The following is a 19,305-nucleotide window of genomic DNA, read 5'->3' on the forward strand; positions in this document are numbered from 1 at the left end:
CGGAGGGGCCCTGAGCCGCCGTTGGCATTTGTTACGAGGCTGTTTTAATGCCGTTGTCCAACGTCCAAATCATCTATCAGGACGCCGCCTTGCTGGTGGTGAACAAACCGACCCTGTTGCTCTCGGTACCCGGCCGGGCCGACGACAACAAGGACTGCCTGATCACCCGCCTGCAGGAAAACGGCTACCCGGAAGCACGCATCGTCCATCGTCTGGACTGGGAAACCTCCGGCATCATTCTGCTGGCCCGCGATGCCGACACCCACCGCGAACTGTCGCGCCAGTTTCACGACCGCGAAACCGAAAAGGCCTACACCGCCCTGGCCTGGGGCCAGCCGGAGCTGGACAGCGGCAGCATCGACCTGCCATTGCGCTACGACCCGCCGACCAAGCCGCGCCACGTCGTCGACCACGAACTGGGCAAACACGCCCTGACCTTCTGGCGCGTGCTGGAACGTTGCGGCGACTGGTGCCGTGTCGAACTGACGCCAATCACCGGCCGCTCGCACCAGTTGCGCGTGCACATGCTGTCCATCGGTCATCCGCTGCTCGGTGACGGACTCTACGCTCACCCGCAAGCCCTCGCGGCCTGGCCACGCCTGTGCCTGCACGCCAGCATGCTCAGCTTCACCCACCCACAGTCCGGCGAGCGCTTGCGCTTCGAATGCCCGGCTCCGTTTTAAGCACTGCCTGACCGGCAGTCGCCTGTTTTAAAGGATTTTGTTCCGGATGAGTTGTACTGATTCCCTGGCAACACCCGTCAAGAAGACCCGTCACCAACTGCTTTACCTGATCTACGGCAACAAGGATGTTTACCGGCGCGAAGCCAAATTCAGCATCCTGACCGCCCTCTCCCAGGCAAAAACCGGCAAACGCCCGGCAATCAGGGTTCTCACTGACCGGCCGCAGGACTACGAAGGCTGGCCAGTCGATACCGTGCTGCTCGACGAACCGACGCTGACTCGCTGGCAGGGCGACCACGGCTATCACCACCGACGCAAGGCCTGCGCCATCGCTGCCGGTCTGCAGCTGGCCGAAAAGACCTTGTTCGTCGATACCGACACCCTGTTCACCAGTGACCCTAACCGTCTGTTCACGCACATTACTGCCGGGCAGTCGGTGATGGATCGCTTCGAATACGACTGGAAAGATGTCTTCGAGCGCGATAACTACCTGAAGCTCGGTCGCGATCTCGGTGCCCATGGCGTCACCCCGGAAAACGGCTTCAAGCTCTACAACAGCGGGCTGTGCGGTGTGACCGACAGCGACGGCGCGTTGTTCGAGGAGTCGATCCGCCTGATCGACGAATGGACGGCCGACGGTTTCGAGATCCATACCATCGAACAGATCGCCCTGTCGTTCGCCATGCGCAATCGACCCGTGGTCGAGGCCCGCAAGTACATCTATCACTACTTCGCGGAAAAACGCTTTTTCCACGCGATGCAGGTCTTCTTCTTCGCCCAGCACGGCGAGCAGTTCAACCAGCGGCTGGTGGATCTGTGCAAGGACGTGCCGCGGGTCAAACCCTTCCCTTCTGCGTGGCAACGTCTGAAAATCAAATGGAAGCTGCGCAACCAGAAAGGCACGATGCGTAAGGTCGGTCGCGATCTGCTGTACGGCAGCGCCGCACCGGATCATCCGTACTACAGCGCCTGTCGCCATGAATGGTGGGAATGTGCCTCACGGGAGATTCTGCGCTGGGACGAAAGCCGTCAGAAAAAGCTCCTGAACCAGAGCCGCTGGCCGCAACAGCTGCCCCGCCCGGAAAAGCCCGAAGACGAAAAAGTCATCATGACCTATCTGAAAAAACGGGTGGCCGCCGCTCGTTGACGCGAGCGGCACATGTCATGTCCCAAGCATCAGGCCGATGCGTTAAACTCCCGCCCATCGCTGTCTGGAGCTTCTTATGCGCGAAGAGTTGAACCAAGGCCTGATCGACTTTCTCAAGGCCTCCCCTACCCCGTTCCACGCCACCGCCAGCCTTGTTCAACGCCTGGAGGCCGCCGGTTATGTGCGCCTCGACGAACGCGAAACCTGGCACACCGAAGCCAACGGTCGTTACTACGTCACCCGTAACGACTCCTCGATCATCGCGATCAAGATGGGCCGCAACGCTCCGCTGCACGACGGCATCCGTCTGGTCGGCGCCCACACCGACAGCCCGTGCCTGCGTGTCAAGCCACAACCGGAACTGCAACGTCAGGGTTTCTGGCAACTGGGCGTCGAAGTCTACGGCGGCGCGCTGCTGGCGCCATGGTTCGACCGCGACCTGTCGCTGGCCGGTCGCGTCACTTTCCGCCGCGATGGCAAGGTCGAGAGCCAGTTGATCGACTTCAAGGCTCCGATTGCGATCATTCCCAACCTGGCGATCCACCTCAACCGTGAAGCCAACCAGGGCTGGGCGATCAACGCCCAGACCGAACTGCCGCCGATTCTCGCGCAGTTCGCCGGTGACGAGCGCGTGGACTTCCGCGCCGTGCTCACCGATCAACTGGCCCGTGAACACGGCCTCAACGCCGACGTGGTGCTCGATTACGAGCTGAGCTTCTACGACACACAGAGCGCTGCGGTCATCGGCCTACACGGTGATTTCATCGCCGGTGCCCGACTCGACAACCTGCTGTCGTGCTACGCCGGCCTGCAAGCCCTGCTGACCGCCGACACCGAAGAAACCTGCGTGCTGGTGTGCAACGATCACGAAGAAGTCGGTTCCTGCTCGGCCTGCGGCGCCGACGGCCCGATGCTGGAACAGACCCTGCGTCGTCTGCTGCCCGAAGGTGACGAGTTCGTCCGCACCATTCAGAAATCCCTGCTGGTCTCGGCCGACAACGCCCACGGCGTACACCCGAACTATGCCGAAAAGCACGACGCCAACCACGGCCCGAAACTCAACGCCGGCCCGGTGATCAAGGTCAACAGCAACCAGCGCTACGCCACCAACAGCGAAACCGCCGGATTCTTCCGTCACCTGTGCATGGCCGAAGAAGTGCCGGTGCAAAGCTTCGTGGTGCGCAGCGACATGGGCTGCGGTTCGACCATCGGCCCGATCACCGCCAGCCACCTCGGCGTACGCACCGTCGACATCGGCCTGCCGACATTCGCCATGCACTCGATCCGCGAACTGTGCGGCAGCCATGACCTGGCGCATCTGGTGAAAGTGCTGAGCGCGTTCTACGCCAGTCGCGAATTGCCGTAGAAAAAAACGGGGATCGCCGCTTTCATGGCGATCCCCTGCCCTGCGAAACCCGTTCATTTCTGATACATATCAGCACCGCCCGGCAGAATCCCGCCTAAACTTTAATCATCCCCTTCGACAAGGCTGTCGCCATGATCTCGATGTCTGCGTTCCACGCCATGCTCATTCCAATCCTGTCCGGAATGATTCTGCTGGCGATCGGCTTCAACTTCCGCGACAAGAACGCCGGCGTGCTCGCCATGTGGGTCGGCATGCTGATGATCCTGGCCACCGTGGTCTACAAGATCCTCGCCAAACTCAACGAATAAATCCGTGCCCGGCTCGCATTGATCCGGGCGGGCTCGTACACTCGCCCGATCCGCCCCTTGCGAGGTTGACCGCCTAGTGTTCGCTCGTTTTTTTGCCCTGCCCTGTCTCTTTCTTGTCTGCCTGATGACGTTGCTGCCACTGGCGCCTGCCCACGCAGTGAGCCTGCCCGGTCTGCTCAATGGCTCGAACAAGACGCAACCGGAGGCCCAGGAACCGCTCGGCCAATCCCTCGACGAAGTCATCAAGTCGCTGGAGAACGATCAGCAACGCGCCCAGTTGCTGGTCGACCTGAAAAAACTGCGCGACGCCACGAAAAAGGCCCAGGCCACCCCGGAAGAAGGCGTGCTGGGCCTGATCGGCGGCACCCTGGCCAATTTCGAAAAACAGTTCACCGGCAGCGACAGCCCGCTCAATCGCTGGTCCACCGAGTTCGAACTGGCCAAGGACGAATTGTCCGCCCTGATGATGCCGGCCAGCGAATGGCTGCCGATCATCTTCGGCTTCGCCATGATCCTGATGGTCTGGAGCCTGCTGGCCGCCGCGCTGATCTGGCTCGGCCACCGGGTGCGCATGCGCTTCGGCCTGACCGAAGAACTGCCGCAACATCCCCGGGCCCTCGACATGCTGCGTTTTGCCCTGCGCAAGCTCGGGCCGTGGATGATCGCCCTGGTCATCACTGTCTACATGAGCTACGCGCTGCCATCGTCCCTGGGTAAAAGCCTGGCGATGGTGCTGGCCTACGCGCTGGTGGTCGGCACCTGTTTCTCGGCGATCTGCGTGATTGCCTTTTCCTTGCTCGACGGCCCGCACCGCCACCGTGCGCTGTATATCCTGCGTCATCAGGCCTTCCGACCGCTGTGGCTGATCGGCAGCTTCGCTGCGTTCGGTGAGGCATTGAGCGATCCGCGCCTGGTGGCCGGTCTGGGTGCACATCTGGCCCACACTGCCGCCACTGTCACCAATGTGCTGGCGGCGTTTTTGACGGGCCTGTTCATCCTGCGCTTCCGCCGCCCCATTGCCCACCTGATCCGCAACCAGCCGCTGTCCCGTCGCCTGACCCGCCGCGCCCTGAGCGACACCATCGAAATCCTCGGCACCTTCTGGTACGTACCGGCGCTGGTGCTGGTGGGCATTTCCCTGTTCGCCACGTTCGTATCCGCCGGCGACACCAGCACGGCATTGCGCCAGTCGCTGATCTGCACCGTACTGCTGGTGCTGTGCATGGTGATCAACGGCCTTGTCCGTCGCCATGCCCTCAAGCCCCAGCACGGGCCGAAACGTCATGCGTTGTACTCCGAACGCCTGAAGAGCTTCTTCTACACCCTCGCGCATCTGCTGGTGTGGCTGGCCTTCATCGAACTAGGCCTGCGGGTCTGGGGCCTGTCGCTGATCGGCTTCACCGAAGGCGAAGGCCACGACGTCAGCGTCAAACTGTTCAGCCTGATCGGCACACTGATCTTTGCCTGGCTGATCTGGATCCTCAGCGACACCGCCGTCCACCACGCTCTCACCCGCTCGCGCAAAGGCCTGGCCAACGCCCGCGCGCAAACGATGATGCCGTTGATCCGCAACGTGCTGTTCGTGGCGATCTTCATCATCGCCCTGATCGTCGCCCTGGCAAACATGGGCATGAACGTCACGCCTCTGCTGGCCGGTGCCGGCGTGATCGGCTTGGCGATCGGCTTCGGCGCCCAGTCGCTGGTGGCCGACCTGATCACCGGCCTGTTCATCATCATCGAAGACTCCCTGGCCATCGACGACTACGTCGACGTCGGCGGGCACCTGGGCACCGTCGAAGGCCTGACCATCCGCACTGTTCGCCTGCGGGACATCGACGGCATCGTCCACACCATCCCGTTCAGCGAAATCAAAAGCATCAAGAACTACTCCCGGGAATTCGGCTACGCGATCTTCCGCGTGGCAGTGCCCTTCAACATGAACATCGACGAAGCCATCAAACTGATGCGCGACGTCGGCCAGAAAATGCGCACCGACCCGTTGCAACGCCGCAACATCTGGTCGCCGCTGGAGATTCAGGGTGTGGAAAGTTTTGAATCGGGTAATGCGATATTGCGCGCCCGATTCAAGACCGCACCGATCAAACAGTGGGAGGTTTCGCGGGCGTTCAATTTGTCGCTGAAACGGCATCTGGACGAGGCCGGGCTGGATCTGGCGACGCCGAGAATGAATGTGCAAGTGATCACCGCAGGCGGCGGCCAAACCCAGGAATAACCCAGCCCTCACCACTCAAAACGATGAGCGTTAGCTCGAGTAAAGCTTTTGATCTTTTGGCCCCATCGGCAGGCTGAGTGGAGGGATTCATCCGGGGGTGGGAGCGCAGCGACCGTGCGGCGCAGCCGCATGCATCGAGAGGAGGTGCAGCGAAGCAAACCGTAGGCGATGCCCCCGGATGAATCCCGGAACGAAGGAACACCGAGCCACAGCGAGGTGCCGAACGCCGGGGCCCAGACCTTTGCTTCCTTTGGGGCGTTTGCCAAAGGGAGTCGCTGTAAGAGCGAAACCGCCAGCCGCAGCACTCGAAGAAACGGATATTCACACAAATCAACCCAAAACCTGGTCGGCCCAGAGGCCGCCAAGGTCAAGGTCAAGGTCAAACAACATCAACCCCCACGTGAATCGCATCATGCCGCCAAAACTCCAGATCACAATCAATCAACCGCCCCGACTGATCATAATTGACCCGCGCAATCCGTAACCCCGGACTCCCCACCGACACCCGTAAAGCCGCCGCCGCATCCACCGACAACGAAGTCGGCACAATCTCGAACCGCACACGCCCATAGTGCAAATCGTAATGCCGCGCATACAGCTCGGTGATCGACTGATTCAGATCGAAATCCAGAATCCCCGGGAAATACTGCGGATTCAGATAATGCTCCACATACAGCACCAGCCGCCCGTCGATCCGTCGCGACCGGCAGATCTGAATCACGCTCGACAGCGCCGGCAACTGCAACCACGCACACACCGCCGCCGACGCCGGTTGCAGTCGCGCGGAAATCACCTCGGTCGACGGCACCCGCCCCTGCGCACTGACCATCGCGTGAAAGTGACTGCGTTGCATCAGGTTGTAAGCCAGACGCGGCGGCGACACGAACCAGCCCCGCCGTTCCTCGCGGTAAATCTGGCCTTGCGCCTCCAGTTGCAACAAGGCTTCCCGCACCGTGATCCGGGTCGTGCCGAACAACTCGCTGAGCTTGCGCTCGGCCGGCAGTTTGCTCCCCGCCGCGAGCAGACCATGACCGATCTGTTCCTGAAGGATCTGGCCAATGGCTGTCACCGCTTTTGTTGCTTCATCGCGCATCAACGTTACCTATCTGGACTAGACCAGCACTGTTTCGGGGCGAAAACGCACGGTTGTCGTGCCGTTTGATCATGTTGCAAGCCTAGGCAGTGCAGATGACCGGGAGATGACAAAACCACCGAACGGTCGCCCTGACGACTTGCAATAGATCGGCCATGTCCCTTGTCTGCCGGGACTTCGGGGGTGGTCTACGCTTACCGGGCGGTCGCCTGTAGCGGCTAAAAAAATCGCTGGCCAGGCATTCGCCGACATCAAAGTGTCATCCAGCCACCCTACATTGGCTCAGGTATTGCTGACCTAGACCAACACACACCGCAATCGCAGCGTTGAACACGACCAAGGAGCTTCGGAATGAAACAGCTTTTCCTGGCAACACTGTTAGGCTCGACCATTGCCATGTGCACCGCCGCCATGGCGGCTGACGATCTGAAAAACCTCGAAGCCGCTGCGAAAGCGGAAGGCGCCGTCAACAGCGTCGGCATGCCCGACGACTGGGCCAACTGGAAAGGCACCTGGGAAGACCTGGCCAAGACCTACGGCCTGAAACACATCGACACCGACATGAGCTCGGCCCAGGAAATCGCCAAGTTCGCCGCCGAAAAAGACAATGCCACCGCGGACATCGGCGACGTCGGCGCCGCTTTCGGCCCGATCGCCGTCAAGCAAGGCGTGGTGCAACCGTACAAGCCGACCACCTGGGATCAGGTTCCGGCCTGGGCCAAGGACAAGGACGGCAACTGGGCGCTGGCCTACACCGGCACCATTGCGTTCATCGTCAACAAGAAGCTGCTGCACGGTTCCGAAGTACCGAAAAGCTGGGCGGACCTCAAGGGCGGCAAATACAAGGTCTCCATCGGTGACGTGAGCACCGCGGCCCAGGCGGCCAACGGTGTACTCGCGGCAGCGCTGGCCAACGGCGGCGACGAGAAAAATATCCAGCCTGCCCTGCTGTTCTTCGCAGACATCGCCAAGCAAGGTCGCCTGTCGCTGGCCAACCCGACCATCGCCACCATGGAAAAAGGCGAGGTCGAAGTCGGCGTGGTCTGGGACTTCAACGGTCTGAGCTACAAGGCCAAGATGGCCAACCCGGATGACTACGTGGTGCTGATCCCGTCCGACGGCTCGGTGATTTCCGGCTACACCACCATCATCAACAAATACGCGAAGAACCCGAACGCCGCCAAGCTGACTCGCGAATACATCTTCAGCGACGCCGGCCAGACCAACCTGGCCCGCGGCAACGCCCGTCCGATCCGCGCCGAGCACCTGACCCTGCCGGAAGACGTGAAAGCCAAGCTGCTGCCGAACGAGCAGTACAAGAAGGTCACGCCGATCAAGGACGCCGATGCGTGGGAAAAAACCTCCAAGGCTCTGCCGCAGAAGTGGCAGGAAGAAGTGATCATCAACATGCAGTAATGCGGTAGCCCCCTCTGTGTGATTTGTTGGAGATCCAGATGTGGGAGCGAGCCTGCTCGCGAATGCGCCGTCTCAGTCAACATCCTTGTTGAGTGAACAACCGCCTTCGCGAGCAGGCTCGCTCCCACACGGGATTGAATTGATTTCGAGCTATTTGAATTCGCGGAGTTTTTGCCCCCATGAAGCACACCGTCATCCTTGTCGTGCTCGACGGCCTCAGTTACGAGGTTGCGTGTCACGCCATGGGGCATCTGCAGGCTTACGTTGGCGCAGGACGCGCCGCGCTCTACCAGCTGGAGTGCGAGCTGCCGGCCCTGTCCCGACCGCTTTACGAATGCATCCTCACCGGCGTGCCACCGATCGAGAGCGGCATTGTCCACAACAACGTCTCGCGTCTGTCCAACCAGCGCAGCATTTATCACTACGCCCGCGATGTCGGTCTGAAAACCGCCGCCGCGGCGTACCACTGGATCAGCGAGCTGTACAACCGCTCGCCGTTCGTGGCCGCCAGGGATCGGCATACCGATGACCCGGCGCTACCAATCCAGCACGGTCACTTCTACTGGAACGATCACTATCCGGACTCGCACCTGTTCGCCGACGCGGAAAACCTGCGTCTGCGCCACGCCCCGGATTTTCTGTTGATTCATCCGATGAACATCGACGATGCCGGCCACAAGCACGGCCTCGACACCCCGCAATACCGCAACAGTGCCCGCAGCGCCGACATCATCCTCGCCGACTACCTGCAAGGCTGGCTCGACGCCGGTTATCAAGTGCTGGTGACTGCCGACCACGGCATGAACAACGACCGCTCGCACAACGGCCTGCTGCCGGAAGAACGCCAAGTGCCGTTGTTTGTACTCGGTGACGCCTTCAGCCTGAACGCCGGCGCCACGCCGAAGCAGACCGACATCTGCGGCACCGTCTGCGAGCTGCTCGGCGTACCCCACGACAAACCTGTTTGCCGGGAGTTGCTCAAGTGAACTCAATGACTCGCGGCAAATGGCTGGCCGCCCTGTGCCTGGTGCCTTTCGCGCTGTTCTTTATCGTGTTCGAAATCGCCCCGCTGATCTGGGTGATGATCAACAGCCTGCAATCGGAAGAGTTCGGTTGGGGCATCGCCAACTTCAGCAGGATCTTCAGCTCGAAGTTCTATCTGCAGGCGATCCAGTACAGCCTCGAAATCAGTTTCTGGTCGAGTGTGTTCGGGATCATCATCGCGGTGCTGGGTGCGTACTCCCTGCGCCGGGTCGATTCGAAACTGCGCAACTTCGTCAATGCCTTCGCCAACATGACCAGTAACTTCGCCGGCGTGCCCCTGGCCTTCGCGTTCATCATCCTGCTCGGTTTCAACGGCAGCATCACCATCATGTTGAAGCAGGCCGGGATCATCGAAGACTTCAACCTGTACTCGAAAACCGGGTTGATCATCCTCTACACCTACTTCCAGATTCCCCTCGGCGTCCTGCTGCTGTATCCGGCGTTCGACGCCCTGCGTGAAGACTGGCGCGAATCCGCGGCACTGCTCGGCGCTGACGGCTGGCAGTTCTGGCGCCACATCGGCCTGCCGGTGCTGACCCCGGCCCTGCTCGGCACCTTCGTGATCCTGCTGGCCAACGCCCTCGGTGCCTACGCCACGGTATATGCGCTGACCACCGGCAACTTCAACGTACTGCCGATCCGGATTGCGGCGATGGTCTCCGGTGACATTTCCCTGGACCCGAACATGGCCAGTGCCCTGGCCGTGGTGCTGGTGGCGCTGATGACCCTGGTGACCGTCGTGCATCAACTGCTGCTGAAGAGGAGCTACCATGTCTCGCGCTGAATCCGGCCCGGCCGGCGTCTACCACCGCGTCGTGGTGTATCTGCTGTTCGCCATCCTGCTGTTGCCGCTGCTGGGCACGCTGATCTATTCGATCGCCAGCAGTTGGTCGGCCACGGTGCTGCCCAGCGGCTTCACCTTCAAGTGGTACATCCAGTTGTGGAGCGATCCACGTTTCCTGCACGCCTTCGGTCAGTCGCTGCTGGTGTGCGTCGGTGCGCTGATCCTGTCGGTGGTGCTGATCCTGCCGCTGCTGTTCGTGGTGCATTACCACTTCCCGAAACTCGATGTGCTGATGAACATCCTGATCCTGCTGCCGTTTGCGGTGCCGCCAGTGGTGTCGTCGGTGGGGCTGTTGCAGCTTTACGGTTCCGGGCCGTTCGCGATGGTCGGCACGCCTTGGATCCTGATCGGTTGCTACTTCACCGTGGCGCTGCCGTTCATGTACCGGGCGATCACCAACAACCTGCAGGCGATCAACCTGCGTGACCTGATGGACGCCGCCCAACTGCTCGGTGCCAGTACCTTTCAGGCTGCGTTTCTGGTGGTACTGCCGAATCTTCGCAAAGGCCTGATGGTCGCGTTGCTGCTGTCGTTCTCGTTCCTGTTCGGCGAGTTCGTGTTCGCCAACATTCTGGTCGGCACCCGCTACGAAACCCTGCAGGTCTACCTCAACAACATGCGCAACAGCAGCGGCCACTTCACCAGTGCGCTGGTGATTTCCTACTTCTTTTTCGTGCTGGTCCTGACCTGGGTCGCCAACATCTTGAACAAGGACAAAAGCGAATGAGCTATGTCAGCGTCCAACACCTTCAGAAAAACTACGCCGGCACCACTGTGTTCAGCGATATCAACTGCGAAATCCGGCAGGGTGAATTCGTCACCCTGCTCGGCCCCTCCGGTTGCGGCAAATCCACCTTGCTGCGCTGCATCGCCGGCCTGACGCCGGTGGATGGCGGCAAGATTCTGCTCGATGGCGTCGACATCGTGCCGCTGACGCCACAGAAACGCGGGATCGGCATGGTGTTCCAGAGCTATGCGCTGTTCCCCAACATGACCGTGGAGCAGAACGTCGCCTTTGGCCTGCGCATGCAGAAGGTCAATCCGGATGACAGCCACAAGCGGGTCGCCGAGGCGTTGAAACTGGTTGAACTGAACGATTTCGCCAGTCGTTATCCGCATCAACTCTCCGGCGGTCAGTGCCAGCGTGTCGCCCTCGCCCGCTCTTTGGTCACCCGTCCGCGCCTGTTGTTGCTGGATGAACCGCTGTCGGCCCTCGATGCACGGATTCGCAAGCATCTGCGTGAGCAGATCCGTCAGATCCAGCGCGAACTGGGTCTGACCACCATCTTCGTCACACACGATCAGGAAGAGGCCCTGACCATGTCTGACCGGATTTTCCTGATGAATCAGGGAAAGATCGTACAAAGCGGCGATGCCGAAACCCTGTACACCGCACCGGTCGATGTGTTCGCCGCCGGCTTCATCGGCAACTACAACCTGCTGGACGCCGAAAGTGCAACGAAGCTGTTGCAGCGACCGATCAACCACCGCGTTGCGATTCGCCCGGAAGCCATCGAACTGAGCCTGAACGGCGAGCTCGATGCACAGATTCGCAGCCACAGCCTGCTGGGCAACGTGATCCGCTATCGCGTCGAAGCCAGGGGGGTGGAGCTGGTAGTGGATGTCCTCAATCGTTCGGCAGCGGATCTGCACCCCGACGGTCGGCGCCTGGCGCTTTCCATCGATCCGACTGCCCTGTGTGAGGTCGCTTGAAAGCAGCTGTGAGCTTCAAGCTTCAAGCTTCAAGCTTCAAGCCTGTAGACTGCAGCGTACTTGATTCCAATTCTTGCAGCTCGAAGCTATTGGCTCGCAGCTGTTCTCGGAGAGAACCGATGGCCCTGGCAATTTTTGATCTGGACGACACGCTGATTCATGGTGACTGCGCAACGCTATGGAGCGAGCAGATGGGGCGCCTGGGCTGGGTCGATCCCGAGTCGTTCATGCGCAGGAACAACGAGCTGATGGACGCCTACAGCCATGGCAAGTTGCGCATGGAGGACTACATGGACTTCAGCCTGGAACCGTTGATCGGTCGCACGCCGGAAGAGGTCGAGCACCTCGTCGCGCCCTGGGTGGAGGACTTCATCGAACCGATCATCTTCAGCGATGCCACCAAAATCATCAGCGCCCACCGCAAGGCCGGTGACCGGATTCTGGTGATTTCGGCCTCGGGCACGCACCTGGTCAAACCGATTGCCGAGCGGCTGGGCATCGACGAGATCCTGGGCATCGAACTGGAAGTCGCCCATGGCGTATACAGCGGCAACACCGTGGGTACCCTGACCTATCGCGAAGGCAAGATCACCCGCCTGCTGGAATGGCTGGATGCCGAAGAGGAAAACCTTGAGGGCGCGAGCTTCTATTCCGACTCACGCAATGACCTGCCGCTGCTGCTGAAAGTGGATTACCCGCATGTGGTCAATCCGGATCCGGTGTTGCTTGCGGAGGCCGAGAAATCCGGATGGCCGATTCATCTCTGGAAATAAGTGAATGCCATGTGGGAGCAAGCCTGCTCCCACCTGCATCGATGATCAGCTCAGGCTTTCGTCGATCACCAGCACCAGTTTCCCCGCCACCGTGTTGCTCGCCAGCTCGGCAAACGCCGCTTCGGCATCCTTGATCGCAAAGGTCCTGGCCAGTTGCGGCTTCAGGCGCCCTTCGGAAAACAACGGCCACACTTGCTGGCGCAGATCGCTGAACAGATCGGCCTTGAACTGATCGTCACGGCTGCGCAGGGTCGAACCCAGCAATTGCACACGCTTGGACAGCACCTGGGCCAGATCCAGTTTCGCTTCACGGCCGCCCATGAGGCCGATCAGCACCCAGCGTCCATCCTGAGCCATCAGCTTCAAATTCAACGCCGAGTAATTGCCGCCGACCGGATCCAGAATCACATCGAACGGTCCGAAGTCCCGCAGGCTTTCCAGATCGTCGGTGCGCACCACGCCGCCCTGGGCGCCCAGCGCTTCACAATAGGCCAAACGCTCGGCCGATCCGACGCTGACCCAGCATGGATTGCCAAATGCCTTGCACAGTTGAATCGCGGCGGAACCGATACCGCTGGCCCCCGCATGCAATAAAACTTTCTCCCCGGGTTTGAGCGCAGCGAGTTGAAACACATTCAGCCAGACCGTCGCATAGACCTCAGGCAATGCCGCGGCTTCGATCAGCGACACGCCCTCCGGAACCGGCAGCACATGCCGCCCGTCGACGACCACCTCTTCGGCCATTCCGCCCCCGGCCAGCAAGGCGCAGACCCGATCACCGACCTGCCAGGAGGAGCCGGCGCCGACTTCGCTGATCACTCCGGAGCACTCAAGACCGAGCACCTGACTGGCGCCCGGCGGCGGTGGATAAAGCCCCGCCTTCTGTAATAAGTCCGCGCGATTGAGGCCCGCAGCCGCCACCCGGATGCGGACTTGTCCTGCATCACACTCAGGACCGGGTTCATCAACCCATGCCACTTGACCTTCAACGCCTTGCAATGCCTTCACAGTGCCTCCATAGTGAGTCTGGACTGAGCCCGAAGCTGTAGCGCCGGGCTTTTTGCATTATGCGACCGGCCCTGGGGTCTGAACGAGCGCTGAACAGCAGTTATCGTACAGAGCGTAGAGGTACCGGCGACTTCAAAGACGGCCTAATATGCGTTATCAATTGTCCCCGCGTCGAATCAGCATGAAGCATCTGCTCCCCAGCACCGCCCTCGCTCTTTTCATCGGTATCGGCCTCTTGCCGGTGTCGGGCACTACATTCGCAGCCAACAGCTGGGACAAGTTGCAGCCTGATCGCGATGAAGTGATCGCCAGTCTGAACGTCGTCGAGTTGCTCAAGCGCCACCACTACAGCAAGCCGCCGCTCGACGATGCACGTTCGGCGATCATCTACGACAGCTACATCAAGCTGCTGGACCCGTCGCGCAGCTATTTCATGGCCAGCGACATCGCCGAATTCGACAAGTGGAAGTACCAGTTCGACGATTTCCTCAAGAGCGGCGACCTCAACGCCGGCTTCACCATTTACAAACGCTATCTGGACCGCGTGAAAGCGCGTCTGGACTTCGCCATTGCCGAGCTGAACAAAGGCGTCGACAAGATGGACTTCACCACGAAGGAAACCTTGCTGATCGACCGCAAGGACGCTCCGTGGCTCAAGTCCACCGCCGAACTCGATGACCTGTGGCGCAAACGCGTCAAGGACGAAGTGCTGCGGCAGAAGATCGCCGGCAAAGAGCCAAAGCAGATCCAGGAAACCCTGACCAAGCGCTACAAGAACCAATTGGCGCGCCTGGACCAGACCCGTGCCGAAGACATCTTCCAGGCGTACATCAACACCTTCGCCATGTCCTACGATCCGCACACCAACTATCTGTCGCCGGATAACGCGGAAAACTTCGATATCAACATGAGCCTGTCCCTCGAGGGCATCGGTGCCGTGTTGCAGAGCGACAACGACCAGGTGAAGGTCGTGCGTCTGGTGCCGGCAGGTCCTGCCGACAAGACCAAGCAGGTTGCTCCTGCCGACAAGATCATCGGCGTTGCCCAGGGCAACAAAGAGATGGTCGACGTGGTCGGCTGGCGTCTGGACGAGGTGGTCAAGCTGATCCGTGGTCCGAAAGGCACCGTGGTCCGCCTGGAAGTCATCCCGGCCAGCAATGCGCCGAACGATCAGACCAGCAAGATCGTGTCGATCACCCGTGAAGCGGTGAAGCTCGAAGACCAGGCCGTGAAGAAATCCATTCTGAGCCTCAAGCAGGACGGCAAGGACTACAAGCTCGGCGTGATCGAGATTCCGGCCTTCTACCTGGACTTCAAGGCGTTCCGTGCCGGTGATCCGGATTACAAGAGCACCACTCGCGACGTCAAGAAACTCCTGACCGAACTGCAGAAAGAGAAAGTCGACGGCGTGGTCATCGACCTGCGCAACAACGGCGGCGGTTCCCTGCAGGAAGCCACCGAGCTGACCAGCCTGTTCATCGACAAGGGCCCTACCGTGCTGGTGCGCAATGCCGATGGCCGGGTCGATGTGCTGGAAGACGAAAACCCGGGCGCGTTCTACAAAGGCCCGATGGCGCTGCTGGTCAACCGCCTGTCCGCCTCGGCTTCGGAGATCTTCGCCGGCGCCATGCAGGACTACCACCGTGCGCTGATCATCGGTGGCCAGACCTTCGGCAAGGGCACCGTGCAGACCATCCAGCCGCTGAACCATGGCGAACTGAAGCTGACCCTGGCCAAGTTCTACCGGGTTTCCGGTCAGAGCACCCAGCATCAGGGCGTACTGCCGGACATCGACTACCCGTCGATCATCGACACCAAGGAAATCGGCGAGAGCGCCCTGCCGGAAGCCATGCCATGGGACACCATCCGAGCGGCGATCAAACCGGCGGTCGACCCGTTCAAGCCGTACCTGGCCCAGCTCAAGTCCGAGCATGACGCCCGTTCGGCGAAGGATGCGGAGTTCGTGTTCATCCGCGACAAGCTGGCCCTGGCGCAGAAGCTGCTGGAAGAAAAAACCGTCAGCCTCAATGAAGCCGATCGCCGTGCCCAGCACGCCGACATCGACGCCAAGCAGCTGGCGATGGAAAACATCCGTCGCAAGGCCAAAGGCGAAGAGCCGCTCAAGGAGCTGAAGAAAGAAGACGACGACGCCCTTGCTGCCGCCGAGCCGGACAAGGTCAAACCGGAAGACGACGCCTACCTGAGCGAGACCGGGCGTGTGCTGCTGGATTACCTGAAGCTGAGCAATCAGGTAGCCAAGAAGTAAGGTGATGGCAATTTAATGGTGACGATCCCCGGATCGTCATCAAACAGTCATCATTCTGTCGTGCAATAAAGGACTGGGAGCGGTTCTCTTCATCGAGAACGCTCCCAGTCCTTTTTTTATCGCCAGAGATTGCCATGACCACGACCGAACAGCTGAGTGCCTTGAGCTCGATCCTGACTCAAAGCGGTTTACACAGCCTGTTCCAGCCGATCATCTGCCTCTCCGAACGACGCATTCTCGGCTATGAAGCCCTGACTCGCGGCCCCTCCAACAGCCCGCTGCACTCCCCCATCGCCCTGTTCGCCGTAGCCCGCCAGGCCGGCCGCTTGAACGAACTGGAAATCGCCTGCCGCCAGAGCGCCTGCCGGCGCTTCAACGATCAGCAATTGCCGGGCAAGCTGTTTCTCAACGTCTCTCCCGAATCCCTGCTCGAAGCCGCACATCAGCCGGGACGCACCCTCCAATTACTGCAGGACTTCGGCATACCACCCAGCCAAGTGGTGATCGAACTCACCGAGCAGACGCCGATTGACGACTTCCAGTTGCTGCAAACGGCTTTGCATCACTACCGGGCGATGGGGTTTTCCATTGCACTCGACGATCTGGGCGCGGGTTATTCGAGCCTGCGCTTGTGGTCGGAACTGCGGCCGGATTACGTGAAGATCGACCGGCACTTTATCGACGGTATCCATCAGGACGCCTTGAAACGCGAGTTCGTCGGATCGATCCTGCAAATCGCCAAAGCCTCCCGGGCGCAAGTGATTGCAGAAGGCATCGAACTGCCGGAAGAACTGGCGGTGCTGACCGAGATGGGTGTGGACCTGGTGCAGGGCTACCTGCTCGGACGTCCCCAGGAACACCCGCCACGGGACGCCCGGGCCTTGATGCCCAAGCACGACAGCAGCGCCGTGGCGCTGAATGACGAAGGCAGCGACCTCAGCGCCCTGCTCAATGATCAGCCGGCCGTGAATCGTGATACGCCAACCGCCACTGTTCTCGAAGCCTTTCGCCGTCAGGCCAACCTGAACTCGCTGGCAGTGCTCGACGAACAGGGTCAGCCGTGTGGCATCGTCCATCGTCATTCCCTGTCCGATGCATTGCTCAAGCCGTTCGCCACCGACCTGTTCGCCCGCAAACCCATCAGCCGGCTGATGAACGACGATTTTCTCGCCGTGGAAATGACCCAGTCGCTGCAACAGGTCAGCCGCCTGATCACCAGCCGCGCCCGACAGCGCATCGAAGAAGACTTCATCATCACCCTCAACGGCAGCTATCTGGGCCTGGGCCGGGTGATCGACGTGCTCAAACTGATTACCGAACTGAAAATCCAGCAGGCTCGTTACGCCAACCCGCTGACTCTGCTGCCGGGGAATGTGCCGATTCAGCAATGTTTGACTCGCCTGCTGCAACAGGGACGGGAGTCGGTTATTTGCTATGTCGATATCGATAGCTTCAAACCCTTCAACGATATCTATGGGTATGGGCGGGGGGATGAGGTGTTGTTGTGTCTGGCACAGTGTTTGAATGAACGCGTTGATCCATCTCGCGATTTCGTCGGGCATATTGGTGGGGATGATTTTCTGTTGGTGCTCGGCCCGGAGGATTGGCGTAAACGGCTGAACCAATTGCTGGATGATTTTCAGAGTCAATGTCGACGGTTTTATCGGCCCGAACACCTTGAGGCTGGGTGTTTTGTTGCGCCGAATCGCCAAGGCATTCGGCAGGAGTTTCCGTTGTTGTCACTGTCCATTGGCGTGGTGCATTTGCATCCTGAGGCTTGTGCGCAGCTGGATGCGAGTCAATTGGCGGAGATGGCTTCGCAGGCGAAGCATCATGCGAAGAATGTGCAGGGATATAGTGTGCATTTGATTGATAGCCTCGCCGCTCCCAACCTTCATTCTCCGCAACTAATGGGTCAACGCTGAGCCCCAGACCACGTCCCCCTTGAAAGCAGGTAAGCAGACGAAGGGTAGGTTAGCGTAACTAACTGCTTACCTAGACACTAACTCAGCAAACAAATCCAATAACATCCATTATTTATTTTACGTTTAATAGTCGCATTCACCATGTGGATCTATCCTCAGCCGCTGCGAGTTCAAGGTCTTTACTCCAGACATCTCTCGCCAAGCGGTAGACCTCTTTAAAAAAACACCGCGGACTGTCCAACGAATACCATTCTCCCCTAGGCCAACTTGACGTCTCGCACTCATCAATATCAAAGAGATTACTGAAATCATAGCTTGAATCATCTAACGCTACTTTTAAGGCCTCAACCAAAACCAGCTTATGCCTATATGAAAGGTATGGCAGGTTCAGGCAATACTTTCTGATGAGTATCTCTCTATCCGCAGGAGTGTTCGGATTGTATACAGCGAGTTCCAGGCCTCGAGTCTCCTCTCGATCATAAACATCGAAAACGCCTATAAACCAGGTGAATCTTGGCTCGAATCGCTCGTTCAAATAGGGATCTTTCAGCATTATTTTTTCTCCGACGGAAAGCCTGTAAATGGTTTCTGCGTATTTATCTCATCAAACTTAACTTCAAACCAGCTCATATTCTCATTCAATATCGGATTTTGCGGATCCGTCCTATTTGGCTTATATCCCCGCCCTGCTCCAGGCAATTCAAACCTAACTATCGGTTTATCATTCTGATCCCTTCCCGTATGCCTGATTAAGCCATCTTTATCCCTAGTCATCGCCTTATTTAATGCACCCAAATGCATTCGCCAGTTATGAAACTGTGAGCTTGGATTTCCTCTGGGTGGTGTTGGGGTGACGCCAGTGTGAGGGTCAGTACCATCGATGGCTCGCTGTTTAAGTGCCGGATCAGAAATTTCAGAGCTATGTTTTTTGACGGTGTGCATACCATAAAGGTCTTCATATTCAGTTACCCGTCGCTTGGCGTTTTCCTCAGCTACCTCATCAATCCTCGCCCGCCGCTCTTGTGCTGTCATCTTTGGCAGAGGGGGAGCACCTTCATCGACGACTACGCGACCGGCTTCGTATCGCATCGGACGGCGCGGGATCGGCGGCGGGCAAGTACAACTCAACCCCAACGGATCCACCCACCCCGTCGGATTCGGCACGTACCGGTACTGGTTCAACCCGCCCGCCAGCTTCACCGGATCCGGTGTCAGGTACCGTCCAACGTCCGGGTCGTAATACCGGTGGCGGTTGTAATGCAGCCCGCTTTCCGCATCAAAGTACTGCCCCTGAAAGCGCAGCGGCTGGTCGAGGTAGTCGTCGGTCGCCAGTTCCACCGAGGTGGTTTTGCCGTAGGCGTTGTACCTGGCCGACCAGACGATCTCGCCGCTGTAGTCGGTCAGTTCCTGCGGGGTGCCGAGGTGATCGAGCTGGTAGTAGAACGGGCAGGCGCGTTTCGGGCCCTGGCCGTCGAGCATTGCCAGC

Annotated in this window: 17 protein-coding genes; 13 read left to right on the forward strand and 4 right to left on the reverse strand. The window is 59.6% G+C overall.

Annotation, left to right across the window (positions count from 1 at the left end; translation table 11 throughout):
- Positions 1-47 precede the first annotated feature (47 nt).
- The 5 genes from ACK6BI_RS23325 to ACK6BI_RS23345 all read left to right on the forward strand — a co-directional run bounded on the left by ACK6BI_RS23325 (position 48) and on the right by ACK6BI_RS23345 (position 5,737).
- Positions 48-683 carry an RluA family pseudouridine synthase gene (locus ACK6BI_RS23325; protein ID WP_409318907.1) on the forward strand — a complete coding sequence of 212 codons (636 nt, stop codon included), beginning with the start codon at positions 48-50 and terminating at the stop codon, positions 681-683.
- A 46-nt stretch (positions 684-729) separates the two neighbouring features.
- Positions 730-1,830: a hypothetical protein gene (locus ACK6BI_RS23330; protein WP_409318908.1), complete on the forward strand. Its 1,101-nt coding sequence runs from the start codon at positions 730-732 to the stop codon at positions 1,828-1,830.
- A 76-nt stretch (positions 1,831-1,906) separates the two neighbouring features.
- Entirely contained in the window at positions 1,907-3,196 is a 1,290-nt protein-coding gene (locus ACK6BI_RS23335) for a M18 family aminopeptidase (protein WP_409318909.1), read from the forward strand.
- A gap of 131 nt (positions 3,197-3,327) precedes the next feature.
- Positions 3,328-3,504 (forward strand): hypothetical protein, encoded by a 177-nt coding sequence (locus ACK6BI_RS23340; RefSeq protein WP_176704422.1) that lies wholly within the window; start codon positions 3,328-3,330, stop codon positions 3,502-3,504.
- 76 nt (positions 3,505-3,580) lie between these two features.
- Complete coding sequence (locus tag ACK6BI_RS23345) at positions 3,581-5,737, forward strand: mechanosensitive ion channel domain-containing protein (RefSeq protein WP_409318910.1); 2,157 nt, start codon at positions 3,581-3,583, stop codon at positions 5,735-5,737.
- Positions 5,738-6,116: 379 nt separating this feature from the next.
- Here ACK6BI_RS23345 and ACK6BI_RS23350 read toward each other — a convergent pair whose 3' ends face one another.
- Complete coding sequence (locus tag ACK6BI_RS23350; RefSeq protein WP_065261894.1) at positions 6,117-6,830, reverse strand: UTRA domain-containing protein; 714 nt, start codon at positions 6,828-6,830, stop codon at positions 6,117-6,119.
- Between the two features lie 351 nt (positions 6,831-7,181).
- Here ACK6BI_RS23350 and ACK6BI_RS23355 point away from each other — a divergent pair, with 351 nt between their 5' ends.
- From ACK6BI_RS23355 to ACK6BI_RS23380, 6 genes are all read left to right on the forward strand, one after another.
- Positions 7,182-8,246: an ABC transporter substrate-binding protein gene (locus tag ACK6BI_RS23355; protein WP_409318911.1), complete on the forward strand. Its 1,065-nt coding sequence runs from the start codon at positions 7,182-7,184 to the stop codon at positions 8,244-8,246.
- A gap of 179 nt (positions 8,247-8,425) precedes the next feature.
- Positions 8,426-9,232 (forward strand): alkaline phosphatase family protein, encoded by an 807-nt coding sequence (locus tag ACK6BI_RS23360; RefSeq protein WP_409318912.1) that lies wholly within the window; start codon positions 8,426-8,428, stop codon positions 9,230-9,232.
- Between the two features lie 5 nt (positions 9,233-9,237).
- Complete coding sequence (locus ACK6BI_RS23365; protein ID WP_409318923.1) at positions 9,238-10,074, forward strand: ABC transporter permease; 837 nt, start codon at positions 9,238-9,240, stop codon at positions 10,072-10,074.
- Positions 10,061-10,861, forward strand: coding sequence for an ABC transporter permease (locus ACK6BI_RS23370; protein ID WP_409318913.1), 801 nt, complete (start codon positions 10,061-10,063; stop codon positions 10,859-10,861). Before ACK6BI_RS23365 ends, ACK6BI_RS23370 begins: the two co-directional genes overlap by 14 nt.
- Entirely contained in the window at positions 10,858-11,847 is a 990-nt protein-coding gene (locus ACK6BI_RS23375; RefSeq protein WP_409318914.1) for an ABC transporter ATP-binding protein, read from the forward strand. Before ACK6BI_RS23370 ends, ACK6BI_RS23375 begins: the two co-directional genes overlap by 4 nt.
- Before the next feature lie 119 nt (positions 11,848-11,966).
- Positions 11,967-12,620 (forward strand): HAD family hydrolase, encoded by a 654-nt coding sequence (locus tag ACK6BI_RS23380; RefSeq protein WP_409318915.1) that lies wholly within the window; start codon positions 11,967-11,969, stop codon positions 12,618-12,620.
- Between the two features lie 45 nt (positions 12,621-12,665).
- Here the strand turns inward: ACK6BI_RS23380 and ACK6BI_RS23385 are convergent, their stop codons facing one another.
- A complete protein-coding gene (locus tag ACK6BI_RS23385; protein WP_409318916.1) occupies positions 12,666-13,628 on the reverse strand; it encodes a zinc-binding dehydrogenase in 963 nt (320 codons plus the stop codon).
- A gap of 181 nt (positions 13,629-13,809) precedes the next feature.
- Between ACK6BI_RS23385 and ACK6BI_RS23390 the strand changes: the two genes are divergently transcribed.
- Together ACK6BI_RS23390 and ACK6BI_RS23395 are read left to right on the forward strand one after the other, a co-directional pair.
- Positions 13,810-15,894 carry a carboxy terminal-processing peptidase gene (locus ACK6BI_RS23390; RefSeq protein ID WP_409318917.1) on the forward strand — a complete coding sequence of 695 codons (2,085 nt, stop codon included), beginning with the start codon at positions 13,810-13,812 and terminating at the stop codon, positions 15,892-15,894.
- A gap of 134 nt (positions 15,895-16,028) precedes the next feature.
- Complete coding sequence (locus ACK6BI_RS23395; protein WP_409318918.1) at positions 16,029-17,819, forward strand: bifunctional diguanylate cyclase/phosphodiesterase; 1,791 nt, start codon at positions 16,029-16,031, stop codon at positions 17,817-17,819.
- A 136-nt stretch (positions 17,820-17,955) separates the two neighbouring features.
- Here ACK6BI_RS23395 and ACK6BI_RS23400 read toward each other — a convergent pair whose 3' ends face one another.
- Together ACK6BI_RS23400 and ACK6BI_RS23405 are read right to left on the reverse strand one after the other, a co-directional pair.
- Positions 17,956-18,372, reverse strand: a complete 417-nt coding sequence (locus tag ACK6BI_RS23400; protein WP_409318919.1) for a hypothetical protein — start codon at positions 18,370-18,372, stop codon at positions 17,956-17,958.
- On the reverse strand, positions 18,372-19,305 hold a 934-nt coding region (locus ACK6BI_RS23405), incomplete at its 5' end, for an RHS repeat domain-containing protein (RefSeq protein WP_409318920.1). The genes ACK6BI_RS23400 and ACK6BI_RS23405, both read right to left, overlap by 1 nt.

It is taken from the genome of Pseudomonas sp. KCJK9016 (assembly GCF_046231795.1).
Classification (GTDB): Bacteria; Pseudomonadota; Gammaproteobacteria; order Pseudomonadales; family Pseudomonadaceae; genus Aquipseudomonas; species Aquipseudomonas bananamidigenes.